18 protein-coding genes are annotated in these 17,663 nt (G+C 65.3%); 15 read left to right on the top strand and 3 right to left on the bottom strand.

Annotated features, from left to right (window positions below; all coding sequences use genetic code 11):
* Positions 1-32: 32 nt before the first annotated feature.
* Both D3D01_RS06065 and D3D01_RS06060 read left to right on the top strand, forming a co-directional pair.
* Positions 33-434, top strand: coding sequence for a hypothetical protein (locus D3D01_RS06065; protein WP_101350755.1), 402 nt, complete (start codon positions 33-35; stop codon positions 432-434).
* A 27-nt stretch (positions 435-461) separates the two neighbouring features.
* Entirely contained in the window at positions 462-884 is a 423-nt protein-coding gene (locus D3D01_RS06060) for a hypothetical protein (protein ID WP_121511582.1), read from the top strand.
* Between the two features lie 25 nt (positions 885-909).
* Here the strand turns inward: D3D01_RS06060 and rad50 are convergent, their stop codons facing one another.
* The 3 genes from rad50 to D3D01_RS06045 all read right to left on the bottom strand — a co-directional run bounded on the left by rad50 (position 910) and on the right by D3D01_RS06045 (position 5,305).
* Positions 910-3,585: a DNA double-strand break repair ATPase Rad50 gene (rad50, locus tag D3D01_RS06055; RefSeq protein WP_101350757.1), complete on the bottom strand. Its 2,676-nt coding sequence runs from the start codon at positions 3,583-3,585 to the stop codon at positions 910-912.
* A gap of 13 nt (positions 3,586-3,598) precedes the next feature.
* Entirely contained in the window at positions 3,599-4,855 is a 1,257-nt protein-coding gene (gene mre11 / locus D3D01_RS06050) for a DNA double-strand break repair protein Mre11 (protein ID WP_121511581.1), read from the bottom strand.
* 84 nt (positions 4,856-4,939) lie between these two features.
* A complete protein-coding gene (locus D3D01_RS06045) occupies positions 4,940-5,305 on the bottom strand; it encodes a hypothetical protein (RefSeq protein ID WP_121511580.1) in 366 nt (121 codons plus the stop codon).
* A 184-nt stretch (positions 5,306-5,489) separates the two neighbouring features.
* Between D3D01_RS06045 and D3D01_RS24790 the strand changes: the two genes are divergently transcribed.
* From D3D01_RS24790 to D3D01_RS05990, 13 genes are all read left to right on the top strand, one after another.
* On the top strand, positions 5,490-5,612 hold the full coding sequence (locus D3D01_RS24790; RefSeq protein WP_255410197.1) for a hypothetical protein: 123 nt from the start codon (positions 5,490-5,492) through the stop codon (positions 5,610-5,612).
* Between the two features lie 91 nt (positions 5,613-5,703).
* Complete coding sequence (locus D3D01_RS06040; RefSeq protein ID WP_101350760.1) at positions 5,704-6,204, top strand: hypothetical protein; 501 nt, start codon at positions 5,704-5,706, stop codon at positions 6,202-6,204.
* Positions 6,201-6,674 carry a hypothetical protein gene (locus D3D01_RS06035; RefSeq protein WP_121511579.1) on the top strand — a complete coding sequence of 158 codons (474 nt, stop codon included), beginning with the start codon at positions 6,201-6,203 and terminating at the stop codon, positions 6,672-6,674. Before D3D01_RS06040 ends, D3D01_RS06035 begins: the two co-directional genes overlap by 4 nt.
* A complete protein-coding gene (locus tag D3D01_RS06030; RefSeq protein ID WP_121511578.1) occupies positions 6,667-8,529 on the top strand; it encodes an ATPase, T2SS/T4P/T4SS family in 1,863 nt (620 codons plus the stop codon). The genes D3D01_RS06035 and D3D01_RS06030 overlap by 8 nt, the downstream gene beginning before the upstream one ends.
* Positions 8,526-10,271, top strand: coding sequence for a type II secretion system F family protein (locus D3D01_RS06025; protein WP_121511577.1), 1,746 nt, complete (start codon positions 8,526-8,528; stop codon positions 10,269-10,271). The genes D3D01_RS06030 and D3D01_RS06025 overlap by 4 nt, the downstream gene beginning before the upstream one ends.
* 34 nt (positions 10,272-10,305) lie before the next feature.
* On the top strand, positions 10,306-10,767 hold the full coding sequence (locus tag D3D01_RS06020) for a hypothetical protein (protein ID WP_101350764.1): 462 nt from the start codon (positions 10,306-10,308) through the stop codon (positions 10,765-10,767).
* Positions 10,748-11,143 carry a hypothetical protein gene (locus D3D01_RS06015; RefSeq protein WP_121511576.1) on the top strand — a complete coding sequence of 132 codons (396 nt, stop codon included), beginning with the start codon at positions 10,748-10,750 and terminating at the stop codon, positions 11,141-11,143. The genes D3D01_RS06020 and D3D01_RS06015 overlap by 20 nt, the downstream gene beginning before the upstream one ends.
* Before the next feature lie 8 nt (positions 11,144-11,151).
* Positions 11,152-12,012, top strand: a complete 861-nt coding sequence (locus tag D3D01_RS06010; protein WP_121511734.1) for a hypothetical protein — start codon at positions 11,152-11,154, stop codon at positions 12,010-12,012.
* Positions 12,009-12,761: a hypothetical protein gene (locus D3D01_RS24490; protein WP_233563242.1), complete on the top strand. Its 753-nt coding sequence runs from the start codon at positions 12,009-12,011 to the stop codon at positions 12,759-12,761. Before D3D01_RS06010 ends, D3D01_RS24490 begins: the two co-directional genes overlap by 4 nt.
* Positions 12,762-12,821: 60 nt before the next feature.
* Entirely contained in the window at positions 12,822-15,002 is a 2,181-nt protein-coding gene (locus D3D01_RS06005) for a hypothetical protein (protein WP_233563240.1), read from the top strand.
* A gap of 50 nt (positions 15,003-15,052) precedes the next feature.
* Positions 15,053-15,481: a DUF5791 family protein gene (locus D3D01_RS06000; protein ID WP_121511575.1), complete on the top strand. Its 429-nt coding sequence runs from the start codon at positions 15,053-15,055 to the stop codon at positions 15,479-15,481.
* Positions 15,478-16,368 carry an SDR family oxidoreductase gene (locus D3D01_RS05995; RefSeq protein ID WP_121511574.1) on the top strand — a complete coding sequence of 297 codons (891 nt, stop codon included), beginning with the start codon at positions 15,478-15,480 and terminating at the stop codon, positions 16,366-16,368. Before D3D01_RS06000 ends, D3D01_RS05995 begins: the two co-directional genes overlap by 4 nt.
* Positions 16,369-16,417: 49 nt before the next feature.
* On the top strand, positions 16,418-17,596 hold the full coding sequence (locus D3D01_RS05990; protein ID WP_121511573.1) for a bifunctional oligoribonuclease/PAP phosphatase NrnA: 1,179 nt from the start codon (positions 16,418-16,420) through the stop codon (positions 17,594-17,596).
* Positions 17,597-17,663: the final 67 nt, after the last annotated feature.

Below are 17,663 nucleotides of genomic sequence, written 5' to 3'. Positions count from 1 at the left end.
ACTTTTAGCGTCCACGCGTCGTAGCTAGTGTGATGGACATCCCCGGCGAGGACGACCCGAACGAGAGCGGCGGCGTCCTCTCGGAAAAGAGCGAGTACGAACCAGAGGAGTTCGACCCGGAGAGCCTCGGACCGGACGTTCCGTCCCCGACGGACGGCGATTACAGCGGCGACACCACAGGGCTGTTCGTCAAACTCGTCATCGTGTTCAACGTCGCGCTGCTTGCCCTCTCGCTCGGCCCGATGCTTGCGTACTTCGAGGGACAGGTCGACCTCGGGGTCCGGATATTCCTCGTCGGCGTCATCGCCTTCGGCTACGGAACGTTTCGGTACATCCAGTTCGAGCGCGAGCGCAAATCGGACGACGAGGGCGACACAGCCGAGACCACACATACGCAGTCCGACGGCACAGAGTCAGGCGACCACAACGGCTAACCGGTCCGGCCAGCTACGAAGCATTATATGCGTACTGTGCGGGACGACGACGGCACGCGGTACTTACTGCTGAAGGAGTCCACCGATTCGAGTCTGGTCAGGGACCCTGAAACCGGTGAACAACGACACGTTCCGAACGCCGACCTCGAACCTGTGGATGGCGACTCACCGCTGACCACGGCCGCCAAAGCCGTTCCCGACGCCACCCGTCAAGTCATTACGGCGGCCCATGATGAGCGCGCGCTAGGCCTGCTCGTGGAACTCGACGAGCGCGGGCCGCTCCCCGTGGCGGAACTGCTCTCAGCCTACGATCTCTGCGAGAGCGACCTGCACGGCTTGCTAGCCGAGTTTCGCGCCGCCGGCCTGCTCACGGAGGCCAGAGTCCACGGCCAGCGGGGGTACGACACGACCGACACGGCCAGCGATGGGCTGGCGCAGCTCCGCGACTGAGGTCTGGTCAGCGTCGTGACTGCGGTCAGGCCAGTTCCGCGACCGTCGCTTCGACCTGCTCGACCCGCGAGCGGTTGGTCGTTGCGTCCTTCTCGACACGGACGAGGTCGTCCGCTGCACCGACGAGTTCCTCGTCGTGACTGACCACGAGAATCTGTTCGACGCCAACCTCGTCGCGCATGTACTCCACAAGGTCAAGCAGTTGCGTGACGTGGCCTGAATCAAGGAATACCGTCGGCTCGTCGAGGATTAGCGGCGGCATCGGTGCGGCTCCTTCGATACCCTCCGCGAGCAGACGATAGATAGCACATCGCAGGCTGAGGTTGAACAGCGCGCGCTCGCCGCCGGAGAGCTGTTCGGGTTCCAGCGGTTCGCCGTCCTTCTGGTACACCGTCAGCTGGTACTGTCCATCAAGCTCGATGTGTGAGTACGAGTCGTTCTGGTACACCAAGTCGAACGTCTGATTGAGCATCCGTTCGAGGGTTTCGACATTGCGCTGGCGCAGTTCCGCTCGAAGCGCGCCGTACATCTCCTGTAGCTCCTCGGTCTCCTCGTACAGCGTTTCGAGTTTCTCCAGGGTCACTTCGAGGTTCTCGCGCCGGTCCCGCAGTGACTCCAGTTCCTCGATTTCGTTCGTGACACCGCCGATGGCGTTTTGTAGTTCGTCGCGCTTCTGGCGTTTCTCCGCCAGCGCCTCTTCGGCCTGCTCGATGTACTGTTCCGCGCGTTGCTTCTCGTTGCGGGCTTCATCAATTCGCTCTTCGTCGAACGATTCGGCCAGGTCCTGCTTGCGCTCGCGCTTCTCCGCGAGCTGTTCGCGGCGCTGGTCGTTTAGTTCGGCCTGCTGACTGCGCTTCTCCCGCAAGCGCTCGATGTCGTCGTCGCAGTCGTCGATCTTCCCAAGCAGGTCTTCGACCCGCTCTAGACGCTCAATCGACTGCTTGACCTGCTGGCGCTCCTGATTGCACTCCGCGACGACCGAGCGGCAGTCTTCCGCCTGCTCGCGGGCTTCGGCGGCTTTCTCACGTTTCGTCTCGGCCTCGGACTCGTGGTCCGCTGCTTCCTCTCGGAGGGTTTCGATACGCTCTTGATCCGCGTCCAGCCCGTTCGCCTTCTCCTCAACGAGTTGGACGATGTTCGAGCGGTTGTTTTCGAGCGTCGCCAGTTCGTCCGCTGTCTCGACCAGCTCCGCCGCCGTCTCGTGTTTCGACTCCAGTGTTTCGACTTCTTCGCGAGCGTCTGCGAGCGTCGACTCCAGCTCCGCGATTCGCTCGCGGTCGTCCTCGATGGAGTCGACGTGCGGTGACTCGGCCACGTCCTGCCCGCACTCGGGGCACTTGCCGGCCTCCAGCAGCGCCTCGGCCTCCGCGAGCGACTCGCGCTCGCTCTCCAGTTTCGTCTCCAGTTCGGTCACCTGCTGTCGGGCCTCTTCGAGGTCACTGGCGACAGATTCTTTGTACGACTGCGCCCCGTTGCGGTCGGTCGGCGCGTTCTCGAACCGGGCTTCGAGGGCAGCGATCTGGTCGTCGATGTCGCTGATCTGCTCCCGGCGCTCGGCGATGGCCTCCCGCGCGGCTTCGATGTCTGCTTCCAGTTCGTCGGCCTCTTTGCGTTTCTCCTCGGCCCGGGATTCGAGGTCGGCAGCGCTGTCAGCGAGCGCATCAGCCGTGCTGCTGTGTTCCTTTGCGTCGACGCGCTGGTCCTCGATGCGGCCCTGCAGGTCGTCGTCGCGAGACTGTCGCTCTTCGAGTCGCGCATCGACGGTGTCGGGGTCCGGCTCCGAACTGTCGAGGTCGGTCTCGGAAACCGTTTCCGCGAGTTGCTCCTGAAGCGATTCCCGGCGGTCCTGTAGTTCCCCGATGCGCTCTTTGAGGTCGGTTCGTTCCGTCTCCGTCTCTGTGATGGTCGTCTCCAGTTCTTCGATGTCGTCTTCCAGCGCCGCCAGTTCCTCGCGTTTCTCCTCATACTCTTCGAGGACCGATTCGGCCTGCGTGAGCGTCTCCTCGGCAGTGGCCTTCTGGTCCTCAATGTGCTCGATCTCGTCCTGCAGTTCCGATTCCTTTGTTTCCAAGCTGTTCAGGCGCTCGTGGAGGTCTTTCGACTCTTTCTCCTGTATCTGCTCGTCGAGTTGTGATAGTGCCCCCTGTTTGTCATCGCGCACGCGACCGACCCCGACGCGGGCGTCGCTGGCCCGCTCGCGGTACTCCTCCAGTTTCCCCAGTTGCAGGAGGTCGTCGAGCATATCTTGTCGGTCGCCGGGAGAGGCGTTGATGAGCTTGTTTACCTCGCCCTGACGGACGTACGCGCAGTTAACGAACGCCTCGCTGTCCATCCGTAGGAGCTCCGTAACGCGTCGGCGCACGTCGCGTGCCCCCTCGTAGTTCCCCTCGGGCGTCTCGAGCACACACTTCGCCGTCGTCGGTTGCGCCCCGGTCGCGCGGACCCGGCGCGTGAGGTGATAGTCGCCGCCGGCGTGAGAAAACCACAATTCGACAGTGCAGTCGTCGGCCCCGATAGTAACCACGTCGCCGAGGTTCTCGTCCAGCGCCTTCGAGCCGTACAGCGCGAAGAAACAGGCCTCAAGTAGGGATGACTTCCCGCTCCCATTGAGTCCGTGGATGACGGTCACGCCGTTGTCCAGTCGCAGGTCGGCATCGTCGTAGCACTTGAAATTGGATAGCTTGACCCGTTGGAATTTCATTGTTGACCCTCCATCACAGGAACTCCTCGACGCTCGCTTGACTCTCGCTGTCTGTGCCGTCGGCTTCGTTCGCTGGTGTTCCGTCGTCGCCTTCGCCCTCGTTTGCACCCGCGGTGGCGTCGGTGTCGGACGCGCCATCGCTCGCCGCCGTCTCGGTGTCGGCTGCGAGGGCATCTGACTCCTCGGAAAGCAGTTCGCGGACGTGCCGTTCGACCTCGTCCTTGACGTTCGCGTCGGCGACCTTCGAGGCGCGTATCGTCTCGTCGATGTCGTGGGCGGCCTCGCTCAGTCCGAGCTCGCGGACGCGCTCGGTGACGGCGTCGTCAGGGTCGGCGAAGCTGATCTCCGTTTCTCGCTCCTCGGCCGTGATTTCCCGGTGGTCGGTGACGCGAGCCACGAGCGCACCCCGGTCAAGTGCAAATGATTCGACGCTGGCCGGAGTAACCGGGTCGCCGTCGCCGCTGATGGAGACGATGACGACGGCGTCCGCCAGGTCGTGCTGGCCGACGCGGCTCCGGACCCGTTCGACGCCTTCCTCGGGCCCGAGGTCCACGTCGACAAAGACGAACTCGCGGGTGTCGAGACCGCGACGTGTGATGCGTACTTCGTCGTCGAAGGTGACGATGTTGTAGCCGCGGTCCTCGCGTTCGCTCGCACTCGCGCGCTCGGTCGACCCGCAGTAGGTGACCCAGGTATCTTCGACCTGCTGTTTGCCGGGGTCGTGGTTGTCACCGAGCAACATCGCGTCGAACTCGACCGACGATTCGGTCAGAATTTCTTCGGCGTCCCAGTCGCCGTACTCGAAGGGCTGGAACAGGCCGTGGGTGACCAGCGCGGCGCTGTCTGCGTCGTGGGCGGCAAAATCATAGTCGAGGTCGTCGCGTTGCGAGCGTGGCACGAAATCGAGGCCGTAGAAGGCGGTGTCGCCGATGACAGTCGGCTCGTCGTTGAGCCGCGTCGCCAGGCCGAGTGACTCGTACAGGTCGAGCCACTGGGCGTCCCGCTTGGCCTCGTGGTTTCCTACGACAGCAAGGAAGGGGATACTGGCTTCAGAGAGTTCTTCGAGGACGCTCAGCGTGCCCATGATGTCGGCCAAAGCCGGACGGCGGTCGTGGAACAGGTCACCGGCGTGGACGACAGCGTCAGCGTCGTCCCCGATGGCGTCTCGGACCACCTGCCGGAACGCATCAAGGAAGTCGTCCCGTCGGTCAGGGACGTTGTACTGCTGATATCCGACGTGGGTATCGCCGGTGTGTATCACCCGTGTCATTTGCCCACCTGTAAGCCAGCGCCACCTAAAGGGGTATCGTGAGCGGAGTGAAAGTGGTCGACAGGACTGTAATTGACCCGGTGACTACGACCCATCGTTTGGCCCCGCCGCGGCGTCCCGGTACCGCCGGAACGCTCGCAAAGCCGCCCGCCCCTCATCTGCCAGCCCGCTCACTTCGTGTTCGGCCTGTTCGACGGCCGCTTGGAGTTGGCCGACGCCGAACGTCCCGACGAAGGCGACTGCTCTGTCTAAATCGTCGGTTGCCCGAGACGCTCGCTCGATGACCGTCTGGTAGCCGGCGTCACCGCCCGTCTCATCGGTCGCCATCCGGGCTGTGGTACTATCGCCCTCTCGGTCGGCTGCTCGGGTCGCTTGGCCCCTGTCGTCGCTGTTGCCCTCACCGGCAGCGAGCGCCGAGAGTGCCGCTTTCACCTGGTCGCTATCGGCCATAGCGTGGCGTGGCCACGGCATCCTATATAAATGTTCACCGGTACCGAGGCAGATAATGACGCTGTGGAGACAATCGCCCAACCGAACTGATCGAGAACGCGTACAAGATAGTGAGGTGATTCGTTCGATAGAACTAACGGTCCTGCGATAGTGCTAGCTGACAACGAAATAATAGTATTTTATCATGCCGCTGTGCAAATTTCGCTCCGACGACACGGCGCTTTCGTCAATCACAGTCGTCGCGCTGCTGATTCTGGCAACCCTGCTCATCTCCGTCATCCTCGCGCTGTTCATCCTCGGCGGGTAGGGCGGGGCGAACGTTTTCTGGCAGCGACCGGTGCGTTTCCCGCAGGACCCCGTCCAAGCGTTCAAATAATAGCACGGGACCAGCGCCGAGCATGACAGATATCGAGACGCTGGCCGAACGGCTCCGTACGGTCGAACGCGCTGTCACAGACGGAACGACGGAGTTCCCGGAAGTGACGGAACTCGCTGAGTTGGAGAAGCGCGTGGACGCCCTTGAGCAGCGTATCGCCGACATCGACGAGCGGACGACGGAACTCGAAGCCGCTACACAGGCCCTCCGCGGCTACGTGGGGAATGTTCGCACGGTCAACGAGGATATCGAGCAGCGCGCCGATGCGGCGCTGGCGGCCACTGACCGACTGGAGGAGCAACTCAACGACGCACTGTCGTCGCCGTCGGCATCTAGTCTACAGGCGGCTGAGAGCGATCAGAATCGAACCGAGGGAGTACAGACTGCTCCACGTTCGTCGGACGGCACCCATGCAGCGCCCGACACCGCGACCGACTTCTCCGCGATCACTGACAGCAGCACCCACGACAGGGACGAGACGCCTGATTCGGGCGTCGTCAGCCGCATTCGCGCGCTGCTGTGATATACCGGCTGGTCCTTGCCGTCGTGGTCATGACCGCACTCCTCGGTGTAACAGCCCCGGCACTGTCGACAGCCCGAGCGGACGCAGCCAGCGGCACGATGGAGCGTCAAGTAGACGGGCTGAGGACCGAATTGACGAGGCTAGCCGAGACCGACGCCGCGACAGTGAACGGCGACGCACGGCGAACAGTGTCGATACGAATTCCCGTAGGGACCTACACGAATGCCGGCGTCAGTCAGCTACAGTTCGTGGATCGGGGCGGTGTCGGCGTCGCGACTTGGACGGTCGAGTCCCGGAAACAGACCGAACGGCTGGTCAGCATTCCGATCCGAACGACAGCCGCGACCGACAGACTCGACGAACCCGGCACACATCGGCTCGTATTCGTGCTGACGCGGTCAAACGGCCAGCGGATGCTGCGGGTCCATCGGTTTAAGTTCGAAGCCGCGGCGAGGCGTAGTCATGCGTGAGTGGCTCTTCGGGTCATCGACAGCGGCCGACTGTCGCTGTGAAACGACTATCGAGAGTGGGCGGCTGGTGGTGACGGCCGACGAGTGTCCAGGCGGCGGCGACCTCGCCGCGTCGGCTGACTGCCGGGCGACAGTCGTCGATTCGCTCTCGTCGGCCGGTATCGAGACAGTCGTCACAGCGCAAGCTGGACAGGCGCGAGTGTACGCCGAGCGGGCGGCGGCAGTACTCACTGCGGCTGGCCGGTTCGCGACCAGAGTCGCCGCGCTGGACGACCGCCTCGCAGCCCGTGCCCGACGGGACCCCGTCGCTGCCGCGACAGAGGCAGTCGGCCGAGCGGGGCCGGTCGCCGACCTAGCGGCAGAGACCGGATTGGTTGTCGCCACCGAGGGCTTCGACACCAGTGAACAGGTGCTTACTGCCTACACCGGGCCAACGATTAGCGACGCCCGTGTCGGGACAGCGCCGCCGGCGGATGCGACGCTCCGGGGCCAGCAGGCGCTCCCGACAGATGCCATCGTTCGGAGATACGACGCGCACGGCGACCAACTGCCGGTGTATCATATCGAGCCTTGCGAACAGCGGTTCGACCCAGACACGATGGAGACGCTTGTCGAAGCGTACAGGCGAGTCGCGACCGCTGCCACCGACGGCAGCTGTCACCCGTACGATGCAGCTGCCGCGGTGGCCGGTGACAGTACGACGGCAACCGCGGTCGGTGCCGTGCTCGAAAAGCACACGGGTGGGCTCGGGATCTTGGAAGATATCTTCGCCGATAAGCGGGTGTCCGACGTGTTCGCCACAGCCCCAGTGAGTGACATCCGGCTCCGAGTGCGTTGTAACGGTGAAACGATGCGAACGAACGTCCGGCTGACGCCTTCAGGTGCGGACACGCTTGCATCGACATTCAGGCGGTCGAGCGGCCGGGCGTTCTCGCGAGCGAACCCGACGCTCGATGCAACGGCGACGGTGGCTGACCGGCAGATTCGCGTCGCCGGTGTGAATGAACCGGTCAGTGACGGCCTCGCCTTCGCCTTTCGCGCCCACAACAGCGACGTGTGGCGGTTGGCCGACTTCGTCGACAATGGGACGATGCCGGCCGCCGTCGCCGGACTGCTCTCCGTCGCCGTGGAGCGCAGCAGGGCCTGCCTCGTCGCCGGTCCCCGCGGTGCGGGCAAGACGACAACGCTCGGGGCGTTGCTCTGGGAACTTCCCCACGAGGTCCGGACAATCCTGATCGAGGACACGCCCGAACTTCCGGCGTCGTCGTTGCAGTCCGACGGCCGGGACGTGCAGGCGCTTCGGACCACCAGCGGAGACGGACCATCAGTAGATGCTACAGAGGCCCTGCGGACCGCGCTCCGACTCGGCGAAGGCGCGCTCGCCGTTGGAGAGGTCCGCGGCGAGGAGGCCGGCGTTCTCTACGAGGCGATGCGTGTCGGTGGCGGCGACGGGGCCGTCCTCGGGACGATTCACGGCAACGGCCCCGAAGCCGTTCGGGAACGGTTGGTGTCGGACCTCGACGTCCCGGTCCAGTCGTTCGCCGCGACAGACCTCGTGATAACGCTGGCTCCGCCCGCGTCGGCGCACGGCCGCGGTATCGAATCTGTCGCGGAAATCGTCTCTCATGGCGATTGTGTATCTTTCGAGACACTCTACGAACGCGACGGACCGACAGCGACAGCTACCGGTCGCCTGACGCGGGGTAACAGCCGTCTGGTGGAGTCCATCGCCGCGCCCGACGAGTCCTACGCCGAGGTACTCGACACTATCGAGGCGCGAACCAAACGATTCGAGGAGTCGGTGGCTGTCGAGACACGCGGGAACGAGCCGCCCACAGACGAGGCCCAGCCGTGAGCTACGCCAGCGGTTCAGACGACTCCGGCGACAGCGCGAGCACGGCACCAGCCGCACCGCTCACAACCGCGGTCGTTGCGGCCTACCCGGGCACTGTCGAGGTACCAGACGACTACCGGCGAGCGTGTCAGTTGCTCTCGGTTACGGCTCCCCCAGAGGCACTGCTGGCGGCGAGTTACGTCGTTGCGGTGTGTGGCCCCCTGCTCGCACTGCTCGTCGCTGTGACGGTGACCGGACTGCTGGCGACGGCTGTCAGCCTCGGACTCCTCGCCCTGTCCCTGAGCGTTGCGGCGCTGGGACGGTACGGCGTGCCGTTCGCCGCGGAAGCAAAGCGGATTCGAACGCTGGGGGCCGCACCCTCGCTTGTCACGACGCTGGTGCTCGGCGTGACACTGTGGCCAAGCGCCGAACGGGCGGCGGCGTTCGCCGGACGGGCCGGACACGGGCTGCTCGCCACACGGCTGGAACACCATCGGCAGCGAGCCGCGGGCACGCCACGGAGCGGTCTGGGAACGTTCGCGGCGGCCTGGAGCGACCGGTTCCAGGCGCTCGAACGCGCAGTCGGATTGGTCGAGAACGCGACGGCGGCCCCGGCCGAGGAGCGGCCCGAGATCCTCGAACGCGCACGGCGATGCATCCTCGACGGGACGCGCGACGAGATGGCGGCGTTTGCGGCCTCGATTCGCGGACCGGCGACCGGCCTGTACGCGTTCGGTGTGCTCTTGCCGCTGGCGATGGCGTCACTGCTGCCCGCCGCCGCTGCCGCAGGTGTGCCAGTGACAGCTCCCGTGTTGGCTGGGACCTACGGCGTCGTCATGCCCGCCGCGCTGCTGGTCGCCTGTTGCTGGCTTTTACGACGGCGACCGGTCGCGTTCCCGCCGGCGACAATCCCGCGAAGCCACCCGGACGTGCCGGCGTCGGCACTCCCGTCAGTTATGATCGGAATCGCCGCCGGAATCGGGGGGTGGCTCTTCGCCAGCGTGCTCGTCGCCGCGTGGGCGTCTCCCATCGGCGCACTCGGGGCTGGTGTCGGGAGCGCACTCATCAGCTACTACAGACCCGTCGCCGAGGTCCGGGACTATGTCACCGACGTCGAAGCAGGCCTGCCGGACGTGCTATCGGCTGTCGGTCGACGGCTAGGCCGCGGCGAGTCAGTCGAAGCCGCGCTTGTCGAGGCCGTCGATGAGACGCCCACACCGACAAGTGCCGTCATCGGAGCCGCCGTCGCGCGTCAGGAATGCCTCGGGACCAGCGTCGAGGGAGCGTTTCTGGGTCCCGGCGGGGCGCTCGCTGACGTTCCGAGCCGTCGCACCCATCGAGCGGCAATCCTGCTGGATACGGCCGCGACAATCGGGCCACCGGCGGGAACATCCGTGACGGCGATGGGCGAGCATCTCGACGCGCTCCGGGCCATTGAGCGCGAGACGCGCCGAGACCTCGCACAAATAACCGAAACGCTGTCAAACACCGCTGCGCTGTTCGGTCCGCTTATTGGCGGTGCGACCGTCGCGCTGGCCGGGTCGATGGGCGGCGGCGAGCAGTTCGCTACCGTTTCGAGTGCGCTGCTGGGGCCGGTTGTCGGCTGGTACGTGCTCGTTCTGGCTGTGTTGCTGACGATGCTATCGACGGGGTTGCATCGGGGCCTCGACCGCGCGCTCGTCGGGTACCGAACCGGTCTGGCGCTCCTCTCGGCCACGGCCACCTTCCTCGCCGCCGTCGTCGCGACCGGGCTGCTGGTCTAAGTGTTTAAACCGGAGAACGCGGCCAAGACGGTCCATGTTCGAGACGCACGTCGACACGCTGTCTCTCTGGGTCGGCCTAGGAACAGTGAGCGTGGCCGTCCTTGGTGTCGTCGTCGGCCTCCCGACGACCGCAGCGCCGGACGCGACGGCGGCAGCGGCGACTATCGATGAAGTCACGACCAGCCCGCCCGGGTCCGTCGCACATCGACGACTCGTCGCTACAGAGTGGGCGTTCGATGGCAGCGAAATCCGTCTCCGCAACGACGGCGGGTCAGCCACCGCGCGACTGACTCGAACGGCCGTCCCGGCACAGACCGACCGGCTACAGAATGTGGTGAACGGCGAGCGCCCGGAGGCCGTGTACGAATCACCGGTCGCGTTCAGTCGAGCGACCCGACAGGCACGGACCGCGAACGACGGGTGGCGACCGGCTCCGGACCGGGTGACTGTCAGGCACGTCGCCTGGGGAGGAACCGATGTCACGGTCGTCGGATAGAGCGACGACGGAACCGCTGGTCGCGCTTGTCGCTGTCTTCGCCATTACGTTTGGCGTGTCCCTGTATGCCGGTGTGGTAGACGACGCGTTCAGCACACTTGACGACGACCGAAATATCGCCACGCCGACCGCCGATACTGTGGAACAGCGGCTCTCGTCAGCTGGCGTCGTTCGGCCCGAAAAACTCGACGGTGCGCTCAAGGGCGTGCCAGAAAACTACCACGGAAACGCGACCATCACAGCGACGACCGGCGCGCGATGGAGCGGTGGCCAAAAGCCACCGACCAGCGCTGACATCGAAGCCAGAACAGTGAGCGTGCGAGTCGGAGCGGGGGCAGTCCGTCGCGGAACGCTCACGGTTCGGGTGTGGCGATGAACAGGGCGATGAGTGCCGTCGCCGACGTGACAGTATTCCTCCTGCTCGTTGGTGCGGCCGCAGGGACTCTCGTGAGCGGCGTCAGCGTCGAGAAGCCGGCGGCGACCACAAGCCCTGCAGCTGACCACGCGTCGACGCTGGCGACGAGTACCGCAAGCGTCGAGTACGATTTGCTCGTCCCACCGTCAGAGTACGGCAGGCCGCCCGACCACGCGACACGGCGGCAACGGACGAGTCACGGGACCGTCGCAGGACTACTCGGTGAGGCTGCGATGAGCGGTGTCACCGTGGACGGCGAACGGGTATCGAGCGCCGGCACAGACTTCGAGTCACGAGTCGCTGCGGTGACGCGTGATAGACTCCACAGCCGCGGCCATCGAACGTCCGTCTGTGTCACCTGGACACCGTATCCCGGTGCGCCAGTCAGAGGCGAGTACCGCGTCGGCGACCGGCCGCCGGATACTGTCGACGTTCGGGCGGCGACAGTGACCGTCCCGAGCGGGATGGAGAACGTCTCGGAGCCAGCCCGCGAAGCGGCGGAGACAGGCGGCTACGATGGCGTGTCGACGGTCGTGGCTCGAAGCGTCGTCGACGGACTGTTCCCGCCGGCGCAGTCACGCTACGCCCTCCGTGGCGACTACCCGTCGGCCGTGCTGATGGCCGCGCGATACGAGCGGATGGCTGGTCTGACGGGGACGAGCGTTGCCGTTGAGCGACAGTCGACGGTCGAAATGAACCGCGACCTGACCCCGGCGCTTGCCACGCGGCTTCGAACCGATATGCGGTCGCGGTACGACTCACCGGCAGACGCCGCCCGCGCCGTTCGGGTGAGCCGTGTCCGCGTAACTGTCAGGACGTGGTCGCCGTGAGAGACGACAGCCGCGGCCGAGTGCCGTTCGCGTTGCTCGGCGTTCTCCTGCTGGTGAGCAGCCTCACGCTGGCCCCGACGTTCGTCACCGAGCCAGCCCCGAGCGAGACGGGGGCCGAACGGGCGCTGAATCAGGCCATAGCGGAGACCCAGGTCGCCGTGCGGGACGGCGTTTCGACGGCTGGCCAACAGGCGGCCGCGAGCCCGGTTGTCACACCCGCTGACACACCTGCTGGTCGGGTTCTGAACGATTCGACTGCGTTCCGGGACTCGCTCAGAATCCGTGCCTATTTCCGGGTTGCGGACCGACTAGAGCGTGTCTCCGGCCGAAGCGGTGACGTGACCGTGACTGCCAGTCTGCCGGCGGTTGCTAACGCGAGCGGTCTCCGAGCGGCGAAACACCGCATCTCGGTCGAACGCGCCGGGCCGAACAAGACCGCGATGCGGGCGACGGTTGAGAATATCGTTCTGACAGTTCGGCGCAACGGAGCGGTGGTCTCGACGCGGCGCGTTTCGCCGACCGTCGTCGTCCCGACGCAGGCGCTCATGCTCCACGATCAGGTGTCGACCTACCAAACGCGTCTGAACAACGGTCTGGGCAGGCCGGGGCTGAGCCAGCGAATGACAGCCCGGCTGTACCCGATAGCATGGGCAAGAGGGTATGCCCAGTACGGCGGCGCTGGCATCGAAAACGTCGTGGCAAACCGGCACGTCTCGCTGGCGACGAACGGCGCACTGCTCGGCGTCTAGCGGTCGACCTTCGGCCGGAGCGACCCTGCCGGTCGCCGTGCCCTAGCAGAAGCGACAGCGATGACGGGAATCGAAGACATCGTTCGGGGTAGCAAGGGAACGGCCCACTCAAGTGCGGTGCTCGACCAAGCCCAGTACAAGCCGGTCAGCGAGACGCCACTGCGTCCGAAGTCCACGACGGGACCGAGCCCGACCGAATCGATGACTGTCGGCGTCAACGAGACAGCAGACACCACGTTCCGGGCTGTCACTGACCCGTCGACGCTCAACGAGACGCTTGAGGACGCATACACCGTCGAGGTGGCGCTGGAAACCGACAAGCATCGATTGGGCGGAGGCCCGCCGGAGATGCCGCCGTCGCCGGGCACCGGGTGGACACTGGTCGCCGACCGGACGACCACCGCTACGGAGGCAGTCGGGAAGGCTAGCGGTCGCGTCGCAACGCCGGACAGCTGGCATACCTTGGAGACGTTCAGTCGAACTGTCGAGCGCCAGTACACCCGGACAGCTGTCTGGCAGAACGGGTCAGTACGTCGGCGCACAACAAGGTCAAGCACCGTGCGCTATCGCGTGACTGCCGCCGTCGTCGGCCGCCATCACGGCCGTTCACGGGCACCGAACCGCTCGATTCGGACCGCACACGACGCCAGCGCAAGTCCGTTGAACGGGTCGAACTTCGCCGACGTGGAGCCGAAGGCGATAGGCTCGCTCGTCAACCACGCCGGGGGCCGGGACGGAGTGGCCGAACGAGTCGTCGACGATAGCCTGAGCCGGACGGAGGCGACAGTGGCGGCCGACCGACCGCCAGAACTGCACGACTGGGTGTATCGGGACCTGATGGAGCTCCGGGCGTCAGTCCGCAACACGACCGTTACCGTCGAGCGCGGACGCGTCGGGACCTTCGAGACGAGTCCCCCGGAGGAACTCCGGGAGCGGGTCGAGAAACGTCGTGCCACTCTGGCGGCCGTGCCGGAAACCTACGACAGCGCGGCACAGAAGGCACGCGTCGCGGCCCGGCTGACATATCTGAATGCGGTGTCGGCAGAGTTGGACAGGCAGGCCTCGGCGCGGAACGGTCACCGGAAGCGAGTAAATACACAGCTATCGAAACGCACCGAAGGATCGCTGCGTGCCCTCCGAAAAGGATTAACTGCGAGTGAGACGCCCGTTCCGCGGTCACGGCCAGTGCCGGTCGGGCCGGCCGGTCCCGTCAGAACACGGGTCGATACGCAGACACCGTATCTGACGCTGACCGAACTAGACGAGAGTCGGTATCGCGCGCTGGATGGGGGCGAACATCCGCTGGTGGCGCGGAACGCAAACGTGTTCACAGTCCCATACGGTGACGCCGCCGATGCCGTCGTTGGTGGTGCGTTCGAGGGCGGTGACAGGGTACGCCTCGCAATGGCGGCGAACACACTCGCGGCCGCGAACGAGACCCTCAAATCGGAGTCGAACGCGACGCTCGCTTCAGAGCGTGACGCACTCCAGCGGGAGGTCGGGGCGGCCAACACGGAAATGATGACGGCACTCTGGCTGGCGGTCTCCCAACACACTGAGGCTGAACAGGACGAGAGCAAGGCCATCGTCGCTGACGCGATGGCGCAGTGGGACACATCGGCGGCCCGAGCGCTGGCTCTGACCAACGGCTCCGCACAGGAACGGGTCGCCCGTGTCGCCAGTGCGCGACTGACCCTCACACGGGTCGAACGCGACCGCCTCCGCCTGCAGCTGCTCTCGGTCGATGCACCGGCAACCAAACCGACGCTGGGGTCGACAAACGGGACGGCCTCGGCGGTGCGCTCCGTTGCGAAAACCGAACTGAGTAGCGCTCTGGCGAACGCTGGCGAGCGGAAGGTCCAGCAGTTCGCACAGCAGCGGCTCGGGACGGACAGGCTCCCGGCTGGCCTCCCGCTGGCACCGCCAGTTGTCCCTTGGTACGCGACAGCGAACATCTGGTGGGTGACTGTCGAGGGCGAGTACGCACGGTTCGCCGTCTCTGCAAGTCACGGCCCGCCGAGCGAGCCTGGGGCACAGACCACCTATGCGCGTGACGGGCACAACGTCACGCTCGACGTGGACGACGACGGATCGACAGAGCGATTGGGTACCGCCGACCGCGTCTCGTTCCGAGCCGAGACGGGCGTTGTCGTCGTCGTGCCACCCAAACCGCGCGGAGTCGGTGACAAGGACGGCAACGCCGTGGAGGAATCCAGCGGGTGGCCGGACGCAGGCTCCTAACCACAGGCCGCATAACCGAAGTAAAATACCCCGGGACCATACCGATTCCCATGCTTCGAGGCGAGTTTCCGGACGCGGGCGAGCAGTCCCCCGAGGAGTTACTGGCGGCCTACGGCACCGTGCTGGCCGAGACAGTCGAGGCAGTCGGGGTCGAGGAGATTGTCGCCGAGACCAGTCTCGATCAGGCGACGGTGACAGCGTTCGCCGACGGCGATATCGCCGACCGGACGCTCGGTGAGGCGGTCACCGTACTGGCGACCGGGCCGAACCGGCCGGACGCCGACGCGCTGCAAGCCGAGGCCCAGGATATCCTCCTGATGGGGATGACGACAGCCGTAATGGACGTGGAATCGCTGGCCTCCGGCATCGACGACGAACTGGAGCCAAAGGAAATCCAGCAGAAAATCGAAGGCCGCTACCCGGTGACACTGGCGGAGTACGCACTCCTGCACAGTCACATCGAGGGGGAACAGCGGTGACGGAGCGCGTTGCCGTTCTGGGCTGTGGCTACGTCGGCCTCGAACTCGGTCGACAACTGCGCGACGACTACGAGGTCGTGGGCGTTCGCCGGTCCGATAGCGGCATCTCGGCTATCGAAGACGCCGGTTTCGAGGGGGTCCGGGCCGACGTAACTGACGCCGAGTCGCTGTCTGCGGTGCCGGACGCCGACTGGCTTGTCTTCGCCGCAAGCTCCGGCGGGCGGGGAGCCGAGGCGGCCCGCGAGGTATACGTCGAGGGGCTCCGGACAGCTATCGACCACTTCTGGTCGCGGGCCGACCCGCCCGAGCGACTGGTGTACACCTCCAGTACCGGTGTCTACGGCGACCACGACGGCGCGTGGGTCGACGAGGACACACCACTGGACCCACAGACCGAGAAGACCGAAGTACTGGCCGAGGCGGAGCGGGTCGCTCGTGAGCGCCCAGTAGAACACGATGGCCACGGAACCGTCGCCCGCTTCGCCGGCCTGTACGGTCCAGACCGCTACCGACTGGAGCGGTATCTGGAGGGACCAGTGACGGCGGGCTACCTGAACATGATCCACCGGGCCGACGCGGCCGGTGCAGTGCGCCACCTGCTGACAGAGGGGCACCGCGAGGAAGTTGTACTGGTCGTCGACGACGAACCCGTCGAGAAGTGGGCTTTTGCCGACTGGCTGGCCGAGCAGTGCGACGTCCCGTTCCCGCCGAAACAGACGACCGAGGAACGACTGGCTGACGAGAGCCTCTCGGAGACCGCAAAGCGCCGTATTCAGACGAGCAAGCGGTGCTCGAACGAGCGGCTACGGGAACTGGGCTACGACCTAAAGTACCCGACGTTCCGGGAGGGATACCGCGACGCTATCCGAGAATACCGGCAATATTAGCTGTATCAGGGGCGAACTTTATTACTGATAGGCTGGCGAAAGTCGTGGTATGACACGCGTTGCCGCCGGCGGACTCCAGATTGACGCCGCCGCGGCGTTCGCTAGCGAGAACCCTTTGTTGATCGCTGGTGTCGCTGTGGTCCTTCTCGCCCTCCTCGGTACCGGTATCTGGGTACGCCAGTATCTCAACCGAACGCCCGGCGAACGACTGCGTCGAACGTTGACCCACTACGACCGGATTACGGTGTTGATGCACCCGAATCCCGATCCAGACGCGATGGCCTCTGCTCTGGCTGTCAACCAACTCATCGCCGGCACCGAGACATCCGCGTCGCTACAGTACCCGGGGGAGATACGCCGTCCGGAGAACCGGGCCTTCCAGACGGTGTTGGATCTGGACTTCGACCACATCGAGACTGTCAACGACATCAACGGGGAGGCAGTCGTCCTCGTCGACCACAACACGGCACGCGGCTTCCCCGGGGCCGAGGAGGTCGAGCCGGTTGCCGTCATCGACCATCATCCCGGCAACGGGAGTGGCAACGAGTTCACCGACATCCGGTCCGACTACGGGGCCTGTGCGACTATCTTCGCGAGCTACTTCAATCAGTTAGAGTTCGAGTTCAGCGACACGGGGGAGAGTATCGATATCGACGCGGCACCGGCAGAAACCATCCCCTGTGCGCTGGCAACGGGGCTGATGTACGGCATCCAGTCAGATACCCGGTCGCTGACAAACGGGTGTGAGTCCGAGGACTTCGCGGCCGCTGCGTTCCTCTACGATGGGATGGACAGCGATTTGCTCAACCGTATCGCAAACCCCCAAGTCGACGCGGAAGTGCTCGACGTGAAATCCCGGGCCATCGGGAAACGAGAGGTGCGCGCGCCGTACGCGTTCAGCGACGTTGGCGAGGTGTCGAACACGGACGCGATTCCACAGGCAGCCGACGAGCTGGAGACGTTAGAGGGTGTCTCTGCAGTCGTCGTCGTCGGCGAGAAGGAAGGGACCATGCGCATCGCCGGGCGCTCGCGGGACGACCGCGTCCACATCGGCCGGGCGATAGAGTCCGTCGTCGACAATATCCCGATGGCCGAGGGAGGCGGCCACGCGCGGATGGGCGGCGGGAAAGTCCCGATCAAGCACATGGCCGGTCTCGGACCCAGCGATGGAGTCTCCCGTGAAGACTTCCGCGAACGAGTGTTCGACGCTATGAGTGGCGACCTGTAACGGGCGACAGAAACATACCCGCCGGTTCCAGTGAATCTCTGTCCTTTTGTCACTGCCCGACCAACGA

This window comes from Haloarcula sp. Atlit-7R, from assembly GCF_003666065.1.
GTDB lineage: Archaea > Halobacteriota > Halobacteria > Halobacteriales > Haloarculaceae > Haloarcula > Haloarcula taiwanensis.
The sequence above is the reverse complement of the archived record's forward strand: the minus strand, read 5'-3'. Positions and strand labels throughout refer to the sequence as shown.

Coding starts and splice junctions, on each gene's coding strand:
- D3D01_RS06065 (WP_101350755.1), top strand. CDS start 33: ATGGACATCCCCGGCGAGGACGACCCGAACGAGAGCGGCGGCGTCCTC.
- D3D01_RS06060 (WP_121511582.1), top strand. CDS start 462: ATGCGTACTGTGCGGGACGACGACGGCACGCGGTACTTACTGCTGAAG.
- rad50 (WP_101350757.1), bottom strand. CDS start 3,585: ATGAAATTCCAACGGGTCAAGCTATCCAATTTCAAGTGCTACGACGAT.
- mre11 (WP_121511581.1), bottom strand. CDS start 4,855: ATGACACGGGTGATACACACCGGCGATACCCACGTCGGATATCAGCAG.
- D3D01_RS06045 (WP_121511580.1), bottom strand. CDS start 5,305: ATGGCCGATAGCGACCAGGTGAAAGCGGCACTCTCGGCGCTCGCTGCC.
- D3D01_RS24790 (WP_255410197.1), top strand. CDS start 5,490: ATGCCGCTGTGCAAATTTCGCTCCGACGACACGGCGCTTTCGTCAATC.
- D3D01_RS06040 (WP_101350760.1), top strand. CDS start 5,704: ATGACAGATATCGAGACGCTGGCCGAACGGCTCCGTACGGTCGAACGC.
- D3D01_RS06030 (WP_121511578.1), top strand. CDS start 6,667: ATGCGTGAGTGGCTCTTCGGGTCATCGACAGCGGCCGACTGTCGCTGT.
- D3D01_RS06020 (WP_101350764.1), top strand. CDS start 10,306: ATGTTCGAGACGCACGTCGACACGCTGTCTCTCTGGGTCGGCCTAGGA.
- D3D01_RS06015 (WP_121511576.1), top strand. CDS start 10,748: ATGTCACGGTCGTCGGATAGAGCGACGACGGAACCGCTGGTCGCGCTT.
- D3D01_RS06010 (WP_121511734.1), top strand. CDS start 11,152: ATGAGTGCCGTCGCCGACGTGACAGTATTCCTCCTGCTCGTTGGTGCG.
- D3D01_RS06005 (WP_233563240.1), top strand. CDS start 12,822: ATGACGGGAATCGAAGACATCGTTCGGGGTAGCAAGGGAACGGCCCAC.
- D3D01_RS06000 (WP_121511575.1), top strand. CDS start 15,053: ATGCTTCGAGGCGAGTTTCCGGACGCGGGCGAGCAGTCCCCCGAGGAG.
- D3D01_RS05990 (WP_121511573.1), top strand. CDS start 16,418: ATGACACGCGTTGCCGCCGGCGGACTCCAGATTGACGCCGCCGCGGCG.